The 19,351-nt window shown below is 74.4% G+C and carries 15 protein-coding genes and 1 pseudogene; 10 read left to right on the top strand and 6 right to left on the bottom strand.

The window, feature by feature from the left end:
* Positions 1–137: 137 nt before the first annotated feature.
* Positions 138–334 (bottom strand): annotated as a pseudogene (locus IE225_RS33250) (short-chain dehydrogenase/reductase); the annotation flags it as partial.
* 130 nt (positions 335–464) lie between these two features.
* Here IE225_RS33250 and IE225_RS17915 point away from each other — a divergent pair.
* From IE225_RS17915 to IE225_RS17890, 6 genes are all read left to right on the top strand, one after another.
* Complete coding sequence (locus IE225_RS17915) at positions 465–2,216, top strand: S1 family peptidase (RefSeq protein ID WP_190058543.1); 1,752 nt, start codon at positions 465–467, stop codon at positions 2,214–2,216.
* Positions 2,209–4,353 (top strand): tetratricopeptide repeat protein, encoded by a 2,145-nt coding sequence (locus IE225_RS17910; protein WP_190058542.1) that lies wholly within the window; start codon positions 2,209–2,211, stop codon positions 4,351–4,353. Before IE225_RS17915 ends, IE225_RS17910 begins: the two co-directional genes overlap by 8 nt.
* Positions 4,354–4,623: 270 nt before the next feature.
* Positions 4,624–6,042, top strand: a complete 1,419-nt coding sequence (locus tag IE225_RS17905) for a vWA domain-containing protein (RefSeq protein WP_190058541.1) — start codon at positions 4,624–4,626, stop codon at positions 6,040–6,042.
* A complete protein-coding gene (locus tag IE225_RS17900) occupies positions 6,039–7,031 on the top strand; it encodes a hypothetical protein (RefSeq protein WP_190058540.1) in 993 nt (330 codons plus the stop codon). Before IE225_RS17905 ends, IE225_RS17900 begins: the two co-directional genes overlap by 4 nt.
* Positions 7,028–8,353, top strand: coding sequence for an ABC transporter substrate-binding protein (locus IE225_RS17895; RefSeq protein WP_190058539.1), 1,326 nt, complete (start codon positions 7,028–7,030; stop codon positions 8,351–8,353). The genes IE225_RS17900 and IE225_RS17895 overlap by 4 nt, the downstream gene beginning before the upstream one ends.
* Before the next feature lie 55 nt (positions 8,354–8,408).
* Complete coding sequence (locus IE225_RS17890; protein WP_190058538.1) at positions 8,409–8,822, top strand: CU044_2847 family protein; 414 nt, start codon at positions 8,409–8,411, stop codon at positions 8,820–8,822.
* Positions 8,823–9,015: 193 nt separating this feature from the next.
* Here IE225_RS17890 and IE225_RS17885 read toward each other — a convergent pair whose 3' ends face one another.
* Positions 9,016–10,482: an MFS transporter gene (locus IE225_RS17885; protein WP_190058537.1), complete on the bottom strand. Its 1,467-nt coding sequence runs from the start codon at positions 10,480–10,482 to the stop codon at positions 9,016–9,018.
* Positions 10,483–11,197: 715 nt separating this feature from the next.
* Between IE225_RS17885 and IE225_RS17880 the strand changes: the two genes are divergently transcribed.
* Complete coding sequence (locus tag IE225_RS17880; protein WP_190058536.1) at positions 11,198–11,896, top strand: ScbR family autoregulator-binding transcription factor; 699 nt, start codon at positions 11,198–11,200, stop codon at positions 11,894–11,896.
* Positions 11,897–11,903: 7 nt separating this feature from the next.
* Here the strand turns inward: IE225_RS17880 and IE225_RS17875 are convergent, their stop codons facing one another.
* Positions 11,904–13,172 carry an IS701 family transposase gene (locus IE225_RS17875; protein WP_229879646.1) on the bottom strand — a complete coding sequence of 423 codons (1,269 nt, stop codon included), beginning with the start codon at positions 13,170–13,172 and terminating at the stop codon, positions 11,904–11,906.
* Positions 13,173–13,506: 334 nt separating this feature from the next.
* Between IE225_RS17875 and IE225_RS17870 the strand changes: the two genes are divergently transcribed.
* On the top strand, positions 13,507–13,755 hold the full coding sequence (locus IE225_RS17870; protein ID WP_190058535.1) for a hypothetical protein: 249 nt from the start codon (positions 13,507–13,509) through the stop codon (positions 13,753–13,755).
* Between the two features lie 118 nt (positions 13,756–13,873).
* Here the strand turns inward: IE225_RS17870 and ychF are convergent, their stop codons facing one another.
* A complete protein-coding gene (gene ychF / locus IE225_RS17865; RefSeq protein WP_190058534.1) occupies positions 13,874–14,962 on the bottom strand; it encodes a redox-regulated ATPase YchF in 1,089 nt (362 codons plus the stop codon).
* A 479-nt stretch (positions 14,963–15,441) separates the two neighbouring features.
* Here ychF and IE225_RS34065 point away from each other — a divergent pair, with 479 nt between their 5' ends.
* Complete coding sequence (locus tag IE225_RS34065) at positions 15,442–15,783, top strand: DUF6542 domain-containing protein (protein ID WP_373303220.1); 342 nt, start codon at positions 15,442–15,444, stop codon at positions 15,781–15,783.
* 66 nt (positions 15,784–15,849) lie between these two features.
* Here IE225_RS34065 and ppgK read toward each other — a convergent pair whose 3' ends face one another.
* Together ppgK and IE225_RS17850 are read right to left on the bottom strand one after the other, a co-directional pair.
* Positions 15,850–16,611 (bottom strand): polyphosphate--glucose phosphotransferase, encoded by a 762-nt coding sequence (gene ppgK / locus IE225_RS17855; RefSeq protein ID WP_190058532.1) that lies wholly within the window; start codon positions 16,609–16,611, stop codon positions 15,850–15,852.
* A 240-nt stretch (positions 16,612–16,851) separates the two neighbouring features.
* A complete protein-coding gene (locus IE225_RS17850; RefSeq protein WP_190058531.1) occupies positions 16,852–17,898 on the bottom strand; it encodes a 4-hydroxy-3-methylbut-2-enyl diphosphate reductase in 1,047 nt (348 codons plus the stop codon).
* Positions 17,899–18,114: 216 nt separating this feature from the next.
* Between IE225_RS17850 and xseA the strand changes: the two genes are divergently transcribed.
* Positions 18,115–19,344 carry an exodeoxyribonuclease VII large subunit gene (gene xseA / locus IE225_RS17845; RefSeq protein ID WP_190058530.1) on the top strand — a complete coding sequence of 410 codons (1,230 nt, stop codon included), beginning with the start codon at positions 18,115–18,117 and terminating at the stop codon, positions 19,342–19,344.
* Positions 19,345–19,351 lie beyond the last annotated feature (7 nt).

Genomic DNA, 19,351 nt, shown 5'->3' with positions numbered 1-19,351 from the left:
CCGCCGGCCCGGCAGTCCGCCCGTCCGCCGGTCCGTCAGTCCGTCACCGTCGGTCCGTCAGCCCGTCACCGTCAGTCCGTCACCATCGGTCCGTCAATCCGTCACCGTCAGCCCGTCACCATCGGTCCGTCAATCCATCAGGCGGAGAAGGCGGTGGCCCGGGTCCGCTCCTCCCAGGCGGTGATGTCCGCCCGCACCTGGTCCAGGTGGTCCAGGACGGCGGTGACGGCGTCGTCGCCGAGGGGTCGTCGCCGAGGGGCAGGTGCAGCGGGGTCTCGTCCGCCTCCAGGGCGGCGCGGATGAGGGCCGCCGCCTTGGCGGGATCGCCGGCGCGGTCGACGGGGACGAGCGGCCGGCCCCAGGGACGCGCCCGGTGACCGGCCGCCGCCGGGCACAACGGGAAGCCCCGGTTCCCTCATCGACAACTCGGGTGCTTTCCCCCCTCGTTGGCCTACCGTGAAGAGATGACGCTGCATCACCACCGCGAGCATCCGTGGCGGGTGAGGGTCGACGACGACGGGGGCACTCCGTGCGGCGCCGGGGTGCTGCTCGACGACCGGCGGGTGCTCACCTGCGCGCACGTCGTCCGCCTCGCCGGTGCGGAACCCGGCGGAAGCACCCCCCGCCTGCGGATCAGCAGCGTGGCCTGCCGCCCGGAGTGGACGCGCACCGCGCGGGTGGTGCCGGGCTCGTGGGTGCACCGCGACGGCACCCGGCGCGGCGACGTGGCGCTGCTCCGGCTCGACGAGCCGGCCGGCTGCGGCATCCGCACCACGCTGTGGAAGGCGCCCGTCTCCGGCGGCCGGGTGCGGGTCTACGGCTTCCCGCAGGCCGAGCCCTACGGCGTCGCCGCCGACGCCGAACTGGCGGGCCCGGCCGGCCGGGAGGGCGAGTGGGGACAGCTGAAGCAGGTGCGCGCGGGCGACCCGTGGATCGAGCGCGGCTACTCGGGCGCCGGAGTGATGGCGCTGGGCGGCGAGTTCGACGGGCGCGTCATCGGCATCGTCGTCGCGAATTACGTCAACGGCGACGCGCGGGCGGCCTGGATGCTGCCGACCGAGACGGTACTGACGTACCTGCCGCAGATCGCCGGGTTCACCGGCGGCGCCCCCGCCGACCGGCTCGGTCCGGCCGACGGCGCGCCGCCCGGCGACGTGCTGGGCGACCCGCTGCGGCTGGCGCTGACCCGGGAGCTCGCCCGGCTGCTGGACAGCGGCTGGTCGGGCACCGCCGTGGTCGGCACCGGCGGCTCCGTCACGGCGGGCGACTCCTGGCTCGTACGGCTGGTGCGCACGGCGGACCCGGCGGCACGGGCCACCGTCTCGGACGCCGAGCTCACCGGGGCGCCCCGCGGCACGGTCCTCGCCCTGGGCTCCATCGACGCGGCCTGCAGCGCGCGCGGGCGGTCCGTCGACGACGTGCGCGGCTATCTGGTGCAGCGGTTCGGGCTGCCCGGCGGCGACGATCGCACGGTCGTGGAGCAGTTGCTGCGCCGTACGCCGCCCGCCTGCCTGGTGGTGGGCAGCGTGGACCGGGCCCGGGACGCGCCGGCCCTGGTGCGCAACCTGCTGGCGCCGCTGGCCGCGCGGGCCCGCTCGCGCGGGATGCGGCTGGTGCTGGGCTTCGAGGACCGGCCGCCGGACGGCCTGCCGCACGACGTGGCGCTGGATCCCGAACCGCTGGCCGTCGCCGGGGCCGTCGTCGGCGGGGTGGGCGCGGCCGAGGCGCAGGCGGCGGTCGGGCGGCTGGCCGCAGCGGAGGACGCGGCGGCGCGGCTGGAGGAGGAGCACGGGCGGAGGTTCTTCGCCGCGCCGCGGCTGCCGCCGCGCGTCGCGCCCCGGCTGCGGGTGCGGCTGGCGGTGGCGCGCGCCACCGAGCCGAACCCCGAGCTCGCCGCCGTCCTGAGGGCCGCCGCCGCGGCCCGCGCCGAGGCCGCCGGCTACGAGCGGGCGGTGCGGCGGCTGGTCGCCGACCACGAGGACCTGTGCGCCGTCCTGGAGTTGCACCGGGTGCGGGCCGCGCGGTTCTTCGGCGAGGAGGACCGGCGGCTGGCCGAACGGTACGCCCCGGCGCTGCGCGCGCTGCACACCGTACCGGTCGACCTGGTGGCCGCCCGGGAGCTGGTCAGGCGCTACACCGACGAGGCCGACCGCAGGATCGAGGCGGAGCAGGAAGAGCAGGAAGAGCAGGAAGAGCGGGGAGAGCAGGGTGGGTGAGGCCGTGGTGACGAGGTGCAACCGCCCCGACTGCGGGCGCGGCGCGATCGACGCGGAGGGCTTCTGCGAAGTGTGCGACCGCGAGCCGCTGCCGCCGGAACGGGCCGCCCCCGGCACCGTCCCCGGCACCGCCCCGGCGAGGGCGCGGCAGGCGGCGGGCGTCGGAGTGGCGCAGGTGCGGCCGGACCCCTGGTACGGCCTGGACCTGGCCGGGGACGGCCCGGTGCCCGAGGAGGCGCTGCGGCCGCCCGCGCAGACGGCCGGGCCCGTCGCCGAGGAGCACCGCTTCTGCCCCAACCCCGCCTGCGGGCGGCCGGTCGGGCGCGGCCACGACGGCCGGCCGGGACGGACGGTGGGCTTCTGCCCGCACTGCGGCACCCGGTTCGACTTCGGTCAGATCCACGGCCTGGTGATCGCCGGCCGCTACCAGGTGGAGCGGGTCCTCGGCTCTGGCGCCTACGGGGCCGCCTACCTCGCCCTGGACCGCAACCTGGAGACCCACGTGGTGGTCAAGGCCCTGAACCGGTCGGTGGCCGACACCGCGGACCGCGAGCGGGCCGCCCTGGTCGGGCTGCGCCACGACAGCATCGTCCGCATCCTCGGCTACGAGTCCGAGGGACCGCACCTCGTCCTGGAGTACGTCCCCGGCACCCCCCTCTCGGCGCGCGACGGCGACCGGCTGGAGAACCTGCTCGGGCACGGCGTGCGCATCCTGCAGGCGCTGGACTACCTGCACGCCAGGGGGCTGCTGCACTGCGACGTCAAGCCGCTGAACATCATCCGGTTCGCGGAGGAGGGCCCCGACGGGCCGCTGGACCGGGTGCGGCTCATCGACTTCGGCGCGGTGCGCTCGCGCCGGGTCACCGGGCCGGTCGTGGCGTACACCAAGGCGTACGCGCCGCCCGAGCACGACCCGGAGCACCAGCGGCCCACCCCCGGCTTCGACCTGTACGGGCTGGGCATGACGCTGCGCGAGCTGTGCCGCGACCACCTCAAGGACCGCACGGCGCCCGGCGTGGACTCCCTCGCCCTGCTGCTGGAGCGGGCCACGGACGACCGGGTGCCCCGGCGGCGGTTCGTCTCGGCACGGCAGTTCGGCGAGCAGCTCAGCGGGGTGATCCGGCAGGTCGTGGCCGAGCACCGGCAGGTGACGCGGCCCTCGGCGCTGTTCGGCTCGCTGACCGAGCCCCTGCACGGCGGCCTGGGCACGGCGCGGCCCCCGGCCGACTGGGTGCGGGCCTCCTGGTCGGAGAAGGCGCTGCTGACCATGCCGGCGCCGTTCTCCTCGCCCCGGCCGCACGAGGTCGCCGCGGCGCTGCCGGCGCCCCTGGCCGACCCCGACGACCCGCGCGTGACGGAGGCGGCGGGCAGCGCCCTGGCCGAGAGCCGGCTCGCCGTGCGCCGGCGCGACGTGCCGCGCGCGCAGGCCGCCCTCGCCGCCGCGCACCTGCCGTCGTGGCACTGGCTGCACGCCTGGTACGAGGGCCTGATCGCGCTGGCCCGCGAGGATCCCGGAGAGGCCACCGGGCACTTCGCCCGGGTGCGCGCCGACCTTCCCGGCGAGCTGATCCCGCAGCTCGCGCTCGGCCTGTGCGCCGAGCTGCGCGGCGACGGCGTGGTCGCCCGGTCGCACTACGACGCGGTCTTCGGCACCACCCCCGCGCTCGGCGCGGCCGGCTTCGGCCTGGCCCGCGTGCACCTGCTGGCCGGCCGGCGCGACCGGGCCGTGGCCACCGCCGAGCGCCTGACCCAGGAGTTCCGCTTCGAGCGCGAGGCCCGCGTCGCCGCCGTGCGCCTGCTGGTCACCGTGCCGGACCGGCCGGGCCCCGCCGCCCCCACCGGGGACGACCTGGCGCAGGCCCGGGCGGCCCTGGCCGGCCTCCCGGTCGACGACGCCGCGGCCGCCGCGCTGCGGGCCGAGATCCAGTACGCCGACTTCCTGCTCACCGGAGACCGGCTCCAACTGTCCGAGGCAGTACGGGCGCTGGGCCCGCACGCCGCCACCGAACGGGAGTACGTCGCCCTCGTCGACCTGGCCAACCGGCTGCGGCCCGCGCCGGAGTGGAGATGGCCCCGGCCGGGAAGCAGAACGCGTCCGTCCCGTTTCAGACGCCCGTCCGAGACGCTAAGCTCCTAGGACGTCACGCACGGAACACGGGGCGACACGCAACGAAGCGGTCAGGTGGTACCGGTGGGGGACAGGTCACCGTCAGGACTGGGTGCAGGACTGGCTGCAGGGCTGGGTGCAGGGCTGGACGCGGGACCGGACACGGGGCGGAACGCGAGGCGGGAACCGGAACGGGACGCGGAGCCGGACGCGTTACCGGACCCGAGACGAGACCCAGGACGGGATCTGGGACAAGATCCGGTACCGGCACCGGATCTGGGGCTGAGCTTCTCCGTCGAGGTGGACGCGCCCACGGACCTGGCCTTCGACGCGCAGCGCGCGGACGCCCTGGTCACCGTCCGGGCGCGCTCCGTCGGGCCGCCCGGGGCACGCCCGCCGGCCGCCGAAGTGCTCATCATGGACCGGTCGTTGTCCATGGCCGGGCGGCGCAAGCTGGACGAGGCCAAGCGCGCGGTGTGCGCGGCGATCGACGCCCTCCCGGACGGCACCCTGCTCGGCGTCGTCGCGGGCCACCACGAGGCGCAGGTGGTGTATCCGCCCCACGGCGGCCTGGCCCCCGTCGACGCGGCGGCCAGGGAGGCGGCCAAACGGCACGTCCGCAGCCAGCTCCCCGAGGGCGGGACGGCGATCGGCACCTGGCTGGCCCGCGCCGACCGCCTCTTCGCCTCGGTCGCCTCCCCCGCCGTCGTGCGGCACGCGGTGCTCTACACCGACGGCCGCAACGAGCACGAGACGCCCGAGCAGCTCGGCGAGGTCCTGGCGGCCTGCGCCGACCGGTTCGTGTGCGACGTGCGGGGACTGGGCGAGGACTGGGACCACGCCGAACTGCTGCGCATCACCGAGGCATTGCACGGCACCGCCCGCGCCGTGCTGGACATCGCCGACCTCACCGAGGACTTCACCGGCCTCGTGCGGCAGGCCCAGCACCTGGTCGTCCCCCGGGTCTACCTGGGGCTGCGGCTCAACGAGCGCTTCCATCCGGCCTTCGTGCGGCAGACCCGGCCCGTCGAGGCAGAACTGACGCACCATCAGACACACCAGGGCGAGATCCACGTACCGCTCGGCGCCTGGTCGCCGGAGACCCGCCAGTACCAGGTGTCCCTGCGCTTCGACCCCGAGACGCTGGCCGTCGACGAAAGACAGCGCGCCGCCCGCATCACCCTGCACGCCGAACGGCCCGACGGCACCCGCCGGCCGTGCTCGCAGACGCAGACCATGGTGGTGGTGCGCCGGGCCACCCCCGGCTACGGCATCCCCCGCTCGGCGGGCCTGACCCGGGTGGAGAACGAACGCGAGCTCGGCATGGCCATGCGCGCCTGCGCCGACGCCCGGCAGCGCGGCGACCTGGAGCGGGCCGACCGGGAACTGCGCCTGGCGCTGCGGCTCGCCGAGGACCTCGGGGACACCGTACGGCTCGGGCTGCTGCGCGCGGTCGCGGCCACCGGCCCCGACGGCCTGCCGCAGGTGCGGCGCGACGCGTCCCGGGGCGAGCTGCAGCGGCTCGGCCTGGAGTCCACCCGCACCGGCGCCCCGCCCGTCGACGCGCTCGTCACCGGCCCGCCGCCCGGGGCGGGCACCGGCCGGCGCCGCTGCCGCGGGTGCGGTGCGACGGCCCCGGTGGCCGCGGCCCGCTACTGCGAGGCGTGCGGCCACCCCCTCGACGACGCGGTGGACGACGTCCCCGAGGACGCCTCGTGACCGCGCCGGCCGTTCCGTCCCGGTGGCCTGCCCGGGGCGCCGCCGGCACCCGGCGGATCCGGTGGTCCGCGCCGCACCCGATCACCGTGCTGCGCCGGCTGCGCACCGGCGTGCTGGCCATGGTCGTCGCGACGGCCCTGCTGTACCTGCTGGTGTCGGCGCAGGCCGGTGACCGGATCGCCGCCGCCCGGCGCACCTCGGAGGCCGTCCACGACCTTCGTCTGGCCGCCCGGGAGGCCGGCCGGGCCGACACGGCGCTGCAGCAGGTCTCCCACCCCGCGGAGATGGAACTGATCGGCACGGGAACGGAGTTCGCCAACACCACGGCCCGCGTGAGCGTCCTGATCACCTCCGCGGCCGAGAACAACGCGGCCGGGAAGCAAGGCCTGAACCAGATCCAGTTCGCGCAGGGCCAGTTGACCACCTGTGTGCAGCTCGCCAACGCCGCGCTGCGGGGCGACGCCCGCAGCGGCCCGGCCCAACTGGCCGTCGCCCGCGCGACGCTGACCGACCCGGGCGAGAAGGACCCCACGACACACACGTACATCTCCGGCACCGGCGGCCTCATCTCCTCGCTGCAGGACCTGCAGAAGCGCGAAGGGGAAGCGCTCGACGACCAGCTCCGCTCGCCCTGGCTCACCCCCGGCTGGGTCTGGACGCTGCTGCTGGGACCGGTGGCCGTCATGGCGGTCCTCGTCGTCGCCAGCGGCTGCGTCGTCGTACGGCACTTCCGGCGCCACCCCGACCCGCGCCTGTTGTTGGCGCTGCTGGCCACCGCCGCGGCCGGCACCACCGCCGGCCTCCTGTGCCGCCTCGACACGCACCGGCTCGGCACACACCTCCTCGACATGCACCGGTTCGCACCGCACCCGCTGGCCGACCACCCGGTGACCATGGCCCTGGTGCTGCCGCTCCTCGCCGCCGCGGGTGCGCTGGCGTACCTGGCCTACCGTCCCCGGCTCGCCGAGTACCGGTTCCCGCGGTCATGACCGCCGCGACGATCCGCCCGGACGGTCACCGGGCGCACCCCGCCCGCCGCCCCCTCGTCCTCGCGCGCCGCCTCCTCGTCCTCGCGCGCCGCCTCCTCGCCCTCGGTCTGCTCCTGGTCCCGGCCACCGGCTGCGGCGGCGGGACGCGGACCGAGCAGGTGACGATCATGGTGCCGTGGTCGGGCCAGGAGTTCCAGGCGTTCCACGCGGTGCTCAAGGACTTCGAGCATCGCACCCACATCCAGGTCAACGTGCAGGTCACGCGGGCCCTGACGCAGCAGCTCGACGCCGCGGTGGCGGCGGGCGCGCCGCCGGACCTGGCGATCCTGCCGAGCGTGGGGGCGATCGAGAAGTACGCGCACGACGGGCTGCGGAAGCTCGACGTCGACACGGACGCCTACCTGCAGCCCTTCCGCGGACTGACGAAGGGGCTGACGACGGAGCGCGACGCCGTCTACGCGGTGCCGGTCAAGGCGGACGTCAAGAGCCTCACCTGGTTCGACCGGGACCACCTCGCCCGTCCGCCGGCCTCCCGGGACGCCCTGCGGGACTTCTCCCGCACGCACCCGCACGCCTGGTGCCTCGGCCTGGAGTCCGGTCCGACCTCCGGCTGGCCCGGCGCGGACTGGATCGCCGACCTGCTGCTCGCCGAGGGCGACGGCAGCGCCTACGGACAATGGCTCGCGGGCCGGCTGGCGTGGAGCTCGCAGCCGGTCCAGGACGCCTGGAAAACCTGGCGCGATCTGCTCGGCACCGCCACCGCGCGGGACGCACGGACCCGCAGCTTCACCACGGTGGGCCAGGATCTGACCAGCTCGCGGCCCAGGTGCCTCCTCGCCCACGGCGCCCTGTCGGCCATGGGTTTCCGCTCCGGGACGGCGTACGACTACATCCGGCCCTTCCTCCCCCGCCTGGAAGTCTCCGCGGACTTCGTCGGCATGTTCAGCAGGAACAACCCGGCCGCCGAGGACCTCATCACCTACCTCTCGGGCCACCGGGCGCAGCAGCTGTGGGTGAACCAGCCCGGAGGGCACGCGTTCTCCGCCCGCAGCGAGGCGATCCGGTACCACGACCCCGTCCAACGGCGCATCGCCGCGCTGCTGCAGCCGCACTCCGGCTACACCCTGTGCTTCGGCGCCGCCGACGCGATGGACCCGGACGTCTCCGCCGCGTTCTACCGCGCCGTCCTCGACTACGCGGGCGGCACGGCCGAACTGCCCAAGCTGCTCGCCGACCTCGACACCGTCCAGCGACACCTGGGCACGTCCCGCAGACCTCCCGTCCCCCCCGACCGGTTGTGCACGACCCCGACCCGGAACTGACACAGCCCAGTCCGCCCCAGTCCGCCCCAGTCCGCCCCAGTCCGCGAGGAGCCCCATGCCCGACGCAGTCCGGTTCATCCTCTCCGACGGCACCGCCGTCCTCGTCGCCCCGCCCGCCCGGGCCGGCACGGACGTCGTCGGCCTCGGCACGCGCCTGGAGAACGCCGGGCACACCCTGCGCCAAGCCCTGGCCCCCATCACCTCCGCCGCCACCGACGTCATCGGCGAGTTCCGCGCCCTCGCCCACCGTCCCGACGAGGTCGAGATCACCTTCGGTGTGGTCCTCGACGCCAAACTCGGCGCCCTCATCGCCGGCGCCAGCACCAGCGCCCACCTGGACGTGACACTGCGGTGGAACGAGGCGGAGGGGCAGGAGACAGAGGCCGGGCCGCCGGGGCGAGCGGCGGGAGAAGCCGGGCGGCCGGGGCCGACGGCGGGAGAGGCCGGGGCGGGATCGCGGGCGGAGTGAACCCGCGCCGCGCCGCCGGACCCGGAACGCGCCGCGCCGCCGGACCCGGAACGCACCACGCCACCGGACCCGGAACGCACCACGCCGCCGGACCCGGAACGCACCACGCCACCGAGCCCGGAACGCACCACGCCACCCCCGGCGGAGAATCCACGGAAAAGCCGCCGGAATCCCCTGCCGGCCGCCCGCCGGGTCAGTGCGCCGCGGCCCGCTGCCCGGGCCGCAGCCACCACAGCAGCGCTCCGGCGCCCAGCGCGAGGGCGCACAGCAGCCACAGCGCCTCCCGGAACGCGGAGGCGTACGTGCCGCCGTCGAGCAGGGCGTTGAAGACGCCGCCGACGACCGTGTAGCCGAGGGCGTTGGCGATCTGGGTGGCGGTGAGCAGGCCGCCGGAGGCGGCACCGGCGTCCTGCGCGGCGACCCCGCCGAGCACGAGGCCGATCAGGGACGGTGCGATCAGCCCCTGCCCCAGCCCGCACAGCAGCAGCCCGGGCGTCAGCAGCGCCGCCTGGTGGGAGGCGGATCCGGAGCCGACGGGCAGCCGCACCAGCACCAGACCCGCCGCCATGACGACGGCCGCCGCGACGAGCACACCGGTCCCCCAGCGCGCCACCAGCTTCTTGCCCTGGAGCGAGGCGACGGCGAAGGCGGCGCCCAGCGGCAGGAACACCACACCGGAGGCGAGCGGGGTGAGCTTCAGGCCGTCCTGGAGGAAGTACGACAGGATCAGGAACAGGCCGGCGTTGCCGCTGTAGAACACCAGGGCCGTGGGCAGGCCCTTGGCGAAGCCGGGGTGCCCGAACAGCCGGGGCGGCAGCAGCGCGTGCCCGGCGTCGGAGACATGGGCGATGCGCCGCTCCCACAGCAGGAACAGCGCGAAGCACACCACCGACCCGGCCAGCGCACCCCAGCCCCAGACGGGCCAGCCGTCGTCGGCGCCGACGACCAGCGGCCACAGCAGGAGCAGCAGGGCGGCGGCGAGCAGCACGACGCCGAGGTGGTCGATACGGGCCCGGCGGCTGCCGCGCACCTCCCGTACCGAGGCGGCGGCACCGAGTGCGGCCACCACGGTGACGGGCACGTTCACCAGGAAGACGCTGCGCCAGTTCCAGCCGGCCAGGTCGAGCTTGATCAGGACACCGCCGACGATCTGGCCCGCGACGGAGCCGAGGCCGATGGTGGCGCCGTACAGGCCGAGCGCCTTGGCGCGTTCCTCCTCGGGGAAGACCACCTGGAGGATGGCGAGGACCTGGGGCAGCATCAGTGCCGCGGCCAGCCCCTGCACCACGCGGAACGCGATGAGCGCGGCAGCACTGGGCGCCACCGCGCACAGCAGCGAGGCGGCGCCGAAGGCGATGAGCCCAATCAGGAAGACCCGGCGGCGGCCGAGGGCGTCGCCGATGCGGCCGCCGGTGACCAGACCCACCGCGTAGGCCAGGACGTACCCGGCGACGACGAACTGAATCTGGCTGAAGGAGGCACCGAGCGAGGACTGGATCGAGGGTGCCGCCACATTGACGATGAACACGTCGAGCATGCCCATGAACGTGGCGAGCAGCAGCATGCCGAGCGCCGGCCACCGCTTGGGATCGGGCAGTTGCCCGCCGCCGGACTCACCGGCGGCGGGCACGGACCGCGTGCTGGAGTCGGTCGTACTCATGGATTTCTCTGGATTCCTCTCTGGAACACGGGACCGCGCCTCGGCACGGGGCCCGGGCGCGGCCGGTGCGGCGGCCGGGGACCGGCCGAACTCGCGCATCGCCGGGATCTCCACGGCCCGGTACGGCAGTCGGGGCCCGGCAGGCGGGTGCGGACGCGGCGGCGGAGGGGTCGCCTCAAGAGAACGCCGGACGGGCGCGGTTCGCCAAGCCCACCCGGGTGGTCCACTGCGACTGGTCCAAGTTCCCCAAGTGGAAGCGGAGTTCGGCCACGGGACCACCCGCGTGGCACACCGTGGTGAGGTGATCGGGCACACGTCGTGACCGGCCGCGACGGCGCGGAGGGAGGAGGGCTCGAGGGCGGCCGTTGAGGGACCTGCCGTCGCGGACGTGCGCCGACGACCGCCGACGCACCACGGTCTCCCCGGAAGACGAAGACCGGCTCCGAGCAGCCCGGAAGATACGTAGTCCGAAGATATGCGGTCCGAAGATATGCGGTCCGAAGATATGCGGTCCGAAGATATGCGGTCCGAAGATATGCGGTCCGAAGGCACGCTGCCCGAAGGCACGTGGCCCGAAGGAGCGGGCCGGCTTCGCCGGAGAAATATACCGTTGAGAAGGTATTTAGCGGGCAACGGCTTCTCCAGATCACCGTCTTCCCAGGTGGAAGGGGGTGAAGAGGCTCGCGGAGATCACTCCGTAGGACGAAGGACGAACATGACGAAGGACCAGTCCCCCTCACGCGCCGGTACGCGGCGCACGGGCGCGCGACGCCAGGAGCCGCGCCTGAAGCAGGACCGCGCCCTCCGCACCCGCAGGGCGATCCTGAAGGCGGCCGCGGAAGTCTTCGCGCAGCGCGACTACCCGTCCGTGACGATCCTGGACATCGCCGAGCAGGCGGGCGTGACCAAGGGTGCCGTCTATTTCCACTTCGCCAACAAGGAGGCCGTCGCGGTCGCCGTGGCCGAGCAGTTCTACACGGTGCTGCTGTCCTCGCTGCGCCCCGTGCTCGACACCGACGCGGCACCGGCGCGCAAGGTGGTGGAGCTGCTGCGGCGCACCGCCCGGTCGTTCCGCGAGGACGCGCTGATCCAGGCCGGCAGCCGGCTGCAGATCCAGCAGTGGGCCATCGAGTCCGAACTGCCCACGCCGTACGTCGGTTTCACCGAGATCCTGACCGGACTGCTGACGGAGTGCCGGGACGGCGGGGCCCTGCCCGACGGCTCCGACCCCGAGGCGCTCGCCCGGGTGCTGCGGTCGGCGCTGTTCGGCGCACAGCACATCTCCGGGGTGCAGCACGGCTGGTCGGACATCGTGGAGCGGACGGAGGAGATCATCCAGGCCCTGCCCTTCCTGGCGTCCGCGGCGGAAGACCGGGCCGACTCTTCCCTGCCCCCCGCGCAAGAAGCCATCTGACCGTCCGTCACGCGAATCTGCGCCCGGCCGAAGCCGGCTCCGCGGCGCCCGCCGGGGTGCCGCCGAGGCGGCTGAAGGCGTACGCGGCGGTGACCATCGTCATGTGGTGGTGCCAGCCGGGGAAGGACCGCCCCTCGAAGTCCAGCAGCCCGAAGTCCCGTTCGAGGGACCTCAACGCGGCCTGGGTGCGCACGGAGTGCCGCACCAGGGACAGGACCTCGTCGGCAGGCCGGTCCGTCGGCGTGGTCAGCCAGTACCGGATCGGCCGGCGTTCGGCGGCCGACCACTGGGCGAGCAGGCGGTACACCGGTTGCCGTGCGGTGCGCGCCGCTCCGGGCGGCGCGGGCAGCCGGACGAGTCCGGAGCGGAGGGTGAGGTGGCGCACCGGACCGTCCGCCGCACCGGCCGCGATCACCTGCGGCCGGTGCGCGCGCTCGCCGCTGCCCGCGAACTCGCTCACGGGCAGCGGCCGGATCGCCTCCGCGCCCCGTACGGCATTCGGCGCGGCCGGGAGGACCGTCTGGCCGGGGTGCACCTCGACCACGAAGTCCCGCCCGCGCTCGGCGAGTCCGGCCACCAGGGGCGCCGCCTCGGCCGCGCAGCGCAGGTCCGCGACGACCGGTGCGGGCGGCGTGAGGCCGGACGCGGTCAGCGCGTCGACCATGCCGAGCACGTGCCGGCCCACGGGCTCGGGCGCGGCGGACCGCGGCAGCCGGGCCCGGGAGCGCAGCCGTTCGTCGCCGCACCAGCGGTCGTCCAGCAGCAGCCGCCAGTCGACCGGCACGCTCGTCTCGCCGGAGGACAGGAACAGGCCGATGCCGAGCTGGCAGTTGACGGTCCGCCCGGCCTCCGGGACGAAACGGCGGTGCACCCCGACCGAGTGCTCGCCGCGCTTGGGGATCACCGCGATCCCGGCCGACCACGCCGCGACCGGCATCCATGCCGCCACCCGCGCGGCGACCGCCCGGCGGGCCGGGGCCCACGGCCAGGGGCTGGAGTTGACGAACTGCTGGAGGGACTGGGCGGCCGTCGGCGAACGCGGGACGGTCCGGGCCAGGTTGCGGAGGGACTTCCTGCCCCGGGCGGTGAGCAGTCCGCCGAGGTACACCTCGGCCCAGCGACGCTGGTCGGCCCGCGGCAGATGACCGAAGACCTCCTCGGCGAAGTCCGCGACCGTGAGCGGGGATCCGGATCTGTGCGCCGCACCCGGGAGCCGAGCCGCCGGCTCGGACGACTGGGGCACTGACACGGTGCGGTGCAGGTGCCGGTCGAGCACGTCCCCCTCCAGGTCGGCCTGATGGACGCCGGTTGCGCTGCCGTCGCACGCGCTAAGGCGTTCAGAAAAATAATACCTTCGCGAACGAATTAAAAGTGCGCCGAGAGGCGTGCGGGACGAGCAACGGGGTCGACACGACGACGTACGCGCCGGCTGCCCGGGTGCCCACTGCGGGCCCGGCACGAAGCGGTGCAGGTCTTCTCGCGTCGAAGGCGGGGCGACACGCGCCCCTCCCCCGGCGTCAGCACCGCGGCCGGTCGGCGGCGTGGGCGCCGGCGAAGGCCCGGAGCAAGGGGAGGAGGTGCTCGGGCGTCTCGACCTGGGCAGGCGGCCGATGCCTTCCAGCAGACGGAACTCCGCGCCGGGGACCGGCTCCGCGAGGCCCCACGCGTCCTCGCGGCCGGCGACGTCGGGGGCCGCCGAGGGCCGCCGAGCCGGCTACACCGAGCTCGTCACCGATCCGCACCGCGGCGGCAACGCCCTGTTCTTCCCGATCGAGGCGGAGGAGAGGAACGGCTACGGGGCGCTGGAGCCGGACGGGACGGTCGTCTGCCTCGCCTTCACCGCCTACGACTTCCGGTAGCGGACGGCTTTTTCGGGCGCCGCCCTTGGCACGAGCGGCCCCGTGGAGACCGTGTGGCACCGCCGGCCGGACACCCCCTGGAAAGCCTCGTTCCCCCCGGCCGACGAGGCAGTGGAGCTCACACGTTGAACCGGAACTCCACCACGTCCCCGTCCTGCATCACGTAGTCCTTGCCCTCCATGCGGGCCTTGCCGCGGGCGCGGGCCTCGGCGATGGAGCCGGCCTCGACGAGGTCGTCGAAGGAGATGACCTCGGCCTTGATGAAGCCCTTCTGGAAGTCGGTGTGGATGACACCGGCGGCCTCGGGGGCGGTGGCGCCCTTCTTGATGGTCCAGGCGCGGGCCTCCTTGGGGCCGGCGGTGAGGTAGGTCTGCAGACCGAGGGTGTCGAAGCCGACGCGGGCGAGGGTGGCCAGGCCCGGCTCCTCCTGGCCCACCGACTGCAGCAGCTCCAGCGCGTCCTCCGGGTCCAGCTCGGCGAGGTCGGCCTCGAGCTTGGCGTTGAGGAAGATCGCCTCGGCGGGGGCGACCAGGGCGCGCTGCTCGTTCTTGAAGGTCTCGTCGACCAGTTCGTCCTCGTCGACGTTGAAGACGTAGAGGAACGGCTTGGTGGTCAGCAGGTGCAGGTCGTACAGGAGGGCGGCGCGCTCGCTGCCCTGGACCAGGCCGTGCGCGAAGAGCGTGTCGCCCTTCTCCAGGATCTCCTTGGCCTCCTCGACGGCCTTCAGCTTGGGCGCGACGTCCTTCTTGACGCGCGCCTCCTTCTGCAGGCGCGGCAGGACCTTCTCGATGGTCTGCAGGTCGGCGAGGATCAGCTCGGTGTTGATCGTCTCGATGTCGTTCTTGGGCGAGACCTTGCCGTCGACGTGGACGACGTTCTCGTCCTTGAAGGCGCGGATGACCTGGCAGATCGCGTCGGACTCACGGATGTGGGACAGGAACTTGTTGCCCAGGCCCTCGCCCTCGCTGGCGCCGCGCACGATGCCCGCGATGTCCACGAAGTCGACGGTGGCCGGAACGATGCGCTCCGAGTGGAAGATCTCCGCGAGCTTGGCCAGGCGCGCGTCCGGGACGCCGACCACGCCGACGTTCGGCTCGATGGTGGCGAACGGGTAGTTGGCCGCCAGCACGTCGTTCTTGGTCAAGGCGTTGAACAGGGTCGACTTGCCGACGTTCGGCAGACCGACGATTCCGATCGTGAGCGACACGTTGCGACTTCCCGTACGTGAGAGGACTGGGCCTGGGGGCGGGCCGGTGGGCGGTGCGGGCCCGGGGCCGATCCACCAGTCTACGGCGTGCCGCGCCGCGCCCCGGCGGCCGCGTCGAAGCCTCGGCCAAGCTGCGTGAGACGGCGTGTCTGAGGGGCCGATCGGCATATTGACCGACCTAAGTTGGTCCGATGGAGTACCACAGGACGCGATCTCCGCAGCAGCAGTCCGCGGCGCGCCGCCGTACGCCGCCACTGCCGCCGCGGGGCGGACGCGGCGGGGGGCGGCGGGACGGCGGGAATCCGACGCGGAAGGCCGCCGGGAATCCGGCGCGGCGGGACGGCGGGAATCCGGCCCGGAAGGCCGCCGGTCCGGCGCCCGCCCCTGCTGCGCCGCGGGCCGAGCCCGCTTCGGGCGGGAAGCGGCTGCCCGGTCCGCGGCTGACCGGGCTGGGGGCCGCGTTGTTCTGCGGGGTGGTGATGCTCGTGCTGGGCTGCCTGGACCGGCTGCTGTTCGGGGCGTCGCCGACGGTGTACGGGGTGCTGTTCCTGCCGGTGTGCGCCCTGACCGCGGTGTGGGTCAGGCGGGGGGATCTGCTGGCCGCGCCCGTGGTCGTCCCGAACGCCTTCGTGGTGGGCCTGCTGCCCCTCGCCGGCGGTGACGAGGGGTTCAAGGGGCGGCTGGTCGGTCTGGTGACCGCGCTGGCCGTGCAGGCCGGGTGGCTGTACGGGGGCACGCTGATCGCCGGTGCGATCGGGCTGGTGCGCAGGGTGCGGTTCGTGCGTCGCCGCCGGCTCGCCCGGCTCCGCCCGCCGGCGTGACCGCCGGCTCCGGGATCCCGCCGCCCGCCGCGGCACGGCAGGCGGCAGTGTCTCCCTGCCCCTGCGTCACCCCACCGTCTCTTCCTCCGCCGCGGCCGCCCGCAGCGCCGCCCCGACGATGCCCGCGTTGTTCTGGAGCCGGGCCGGGACGATCTCGGCCTCGATACCGGTGATGTGAGGGAGGAACTTGTGGGCCTTGCGGCTGACGCCGCCGCCGATGATGAACAGGTCGGGGGAGAACAGCATCTCGACGTGGGCCAGGTAGCGCTGGACACGGCGGGCCCAGTGCTCCCAGGACAGGTCGTGGTCGTCCCTGGCCTTGCTGGAGGCGCGCTTCTCCGCGTCGTGGCCGTCGAGTTCGAGGTGGCCGAGCTCGGTGTTGGGGACGAGGACGCCGTCGGTGAAGACGGCGCTGCCGATGCCGGTGCCGAAGGTGAGGAGAACGACGGTGCCGCGGCGGTCGCGGCCGGCGCCGAAGCGCATCTCGGCGACACCGGCCGCGTCGGCGTCGTTGACCACGGTCACCGGCAGGCCGCCCAGCCGTTCGCCGAACAAGGCGCGCGCGTCGGTGCCCACCCAGCCGCGGTCGACGTTGGCCGCCGTGCGGATCGTGGCACCGCCGGTGACCACGCCCGGGAACGTGATGCCGACCGGGCCCGACCAGCCGAAGTGCTCGACGACCTGCCGCACGCCCTCGGCCACCGCGTCCGGCGTGGCCGGCTGCGGGGTGAGCACCTTGCACCGCTCCTGGGCCAGGTCGCCCCGGTCCAGGTCCACAGGGGCGCCCTTGATGCCGGAACCGCCGATGTCCACGCCGAAGATCTGCATGGCTCCACGTTACGACGGACGACCGACAGTGATCCCCGCCGGGTCGCGCCCGGTCCCTCCGACCCGGCGGGGACCGGTCCCTCCGACCCGGCGGGGACCGGTCCTTCCGACCCGGCGGGGACCGGTCCTTCCGACTCGGTCACGGCCGACCGCCCCGCCGGGCCGCCGGCCGTCACACCTGCCCAGCCGTCGCGCCTGCCCGGCAGTCACTTCCGCCCGGCCGTCACGCCTGCCCGGCCGTCACACCTGCCCGGCCGCAGTCTGCGCGCCGCCGGCCTCCGCGGGGCCGGTGCCGCCGCGCTCGGCCGCCAGGGCCGCCGCCTCCGCGCGCAGGTCGCGGCGCAGCTCCTTGGGCAGCGAGAAGGTGATGGACTCCTCGGCCGCCTTGACGATCTCCACGTCCTCGAAGCCGCGCTGCGCGAGCCACTCCAGGACCTGCTCGACCAGCACCTCCGGAACGGAGGCGCCGGAGGTGACGCCGACCGTGGAGACGCCCTCCAGCCAGGTCTCGTCGATCTCGTCGGCGAAGTCCACCAGGTACGCGGCCCGCGCGCCGGCGAGCTTGGCGACCTCCACCAGCCGCTTGGAGTTGGAGGAGTTGCGGGAGCCGACGACGATCACCAGGTCGGCCTGGGCGCCCATCTGCTTCACCGCCTGCTGCCGGTTCTGCGTGGCGTAGCAGATGTCGTCGCTGGGCGGGGAGACCAGCTTGGGGAAGCGCTGCTTGAGGGCGCCGACGGTCTCCATGGTCTCGTCGACCGACAGGGTGGTCTGCGACAGCCACACGACCTTCTCCGGGTCACGCACCCGTACGTTCTCCACGTCCTCGGGGCCGTCGACGAGCTGGATGTGGTCGGGGGCCTCGCCGGTGGTGCCGATGACCTCTTCGTGGCCCTCGTGCCCGATCAGGAGGATGTCGTAGTCCTCCTTGGCGAAGCGGACCGCCTCCTTGTGGACCTTGGTGACCAGGGGGCAGGTCGCGTCGATGGTGGCGAGCCGGCCCCGCTTCGCCTCCTCGTGGACGGTCGGCGCGACGCCGTGCGCCGAGAACATCACGATGTTGCCCGGCGGGACCTCCTCCGTCCGCTCGACGAAGACGGCCCCCTTCTTCTCCAGGGTCTGCACGACGTACTTGTTGTGGACGATCTCGTGACGGACGTAGACGGGGGCCCCGTACTGCTCCAGGGCCTTCTCGACGGCGATCACGGCGCGGTCCACACCCGCGCAGTAGCCCCGGGGAGCGGCGAGCAGGACACGGCGGCCAGGCGAAGCAGTCATGGCACCCATCGTAAGGGCGCGTTCGGCCGCCCGGAGATCACGTCCGCGGCGTGCGGTGGCGGGGACCGGCGGGGACGCGCCTCCCACCGTGCGGCATCCCGTCGTGCGGCATCCCACCGTGCGGCATCCCGTCGTGCGACTGCCCGCCGTGCGGCATCCCTGCGTGCGGCATCCCTGCGTGCGGCTGCCCGCGCGTTGTCGGGCCCGGCCGTTACGCTCGGCCCCATGCCAGTGAACACGTCTGCGGAGGCTCCGCTGCCGGTCGGTGAGGTGTCGCGCCTCATCGGCGGGTGGATCGACCGGCTCGGCGCGGTGTGGGTCGAGGGGCAGATCACGCAGTTGTCGCGGCGGCCGGGCGCGGGCGTGGTGTTCCTGACGCTGCGCGACCCGTCGTACGACGTCTCCGTGTCGGTGACCTGCTACCGGCAGGTGTTCGACGCCGTGGCCGACGTGGTCGGCGAGGGCACCCGGGTCGTGGTGCACGCCAAGCCGGAGTGGTACGCGCCGCGGGGGCAGTTGTCGCTGCGGGCCGCGGAGATACGGCCGGTGGGGGTCGGGGAGCTGCTGGCCCGCCTGGAGCAGTTGAAGAAGGCGCTGGCGGCGGAGGGGCTGTTCGCGCCGGAGCGCAAGAAGCCGCTGCCGTTCCTGCCGCAGCTCATCGGGCTGGTGTGCGGCCGGGCGTCGGCCGCGGAGCGGGACGTGCTGGAGAACGCCCGGCGCCGCTGGCCCGCCGTCCGCTTCGAGGTGCGCAACGTCGCCGTGCAGGGCGTGCACGCCGTGCCGCAGGTCGTGCAGGCGGTGAAGGAGCTGGACGAGATCGACGAGGTCGACGTGATCATCGTCGCGCGCGGCGGCGGCAGCGTGGAGGACCTGCTGCCGTTCTCCGACGAGCAGCTCGTCCGCGCGGTCGCCGCCTGCCGTACGCCGGTGGTGTCCGCGATCGGGCACGAGCCGGACAACCCGCTGCTGGACCACGTCGCCGACCTGCGTGCCTCCACCCCGACCGACGCCGCGAAGAAGGTCGTGCCGGACGTGGGCGAGGAGTACGAGCGGGTGCGGCAGCTGCGGGACCGGGCGCGGCGGTGCGTGGGGGCGCTGGTCGAGCGGGAGGAGCGGGGGCTGGCGCAGTGCCTGGCGCGGCCGTCGCTGGAGGATCCGCACCGGGTGATCGTCGACGTGCGCGCCGAGGAGGTGGCCTCGCTGCTGGACCGCGGGCGGCGCACCCTGCGCCACCTGCTGGACCGCGCCGACTCCGAACTGTCGCACACGCACGCGCGCGTGGTGGCCCTCTCCCCCGCCGCCACCCTGCGGCGCGGGTACGCGGTGCTGCAGCGGGCGGACGGGCACGTGGTGCGCGCCCCGGGCGAGGTGGCGCCGGACGAGGCGCTGCGCGCGCGGGTCGCCGAGGGTGAGTTCTCCGTACGCGTCGACCGGGTCGACGCGGCCGACGCATAGGGTGGGG

This window comes from Streptomyces echinoruber, assembly GCF_014651135.1.
GTDB lineage: Bacteria > Actinomycetota > Actinomycetes > Streptomycetales > Streptomycetaceae > Streptomyces > Streptomyces echinoruber.
This window is presented reverse-complemented; position numbering and strand designations above follow the sequence as displayed.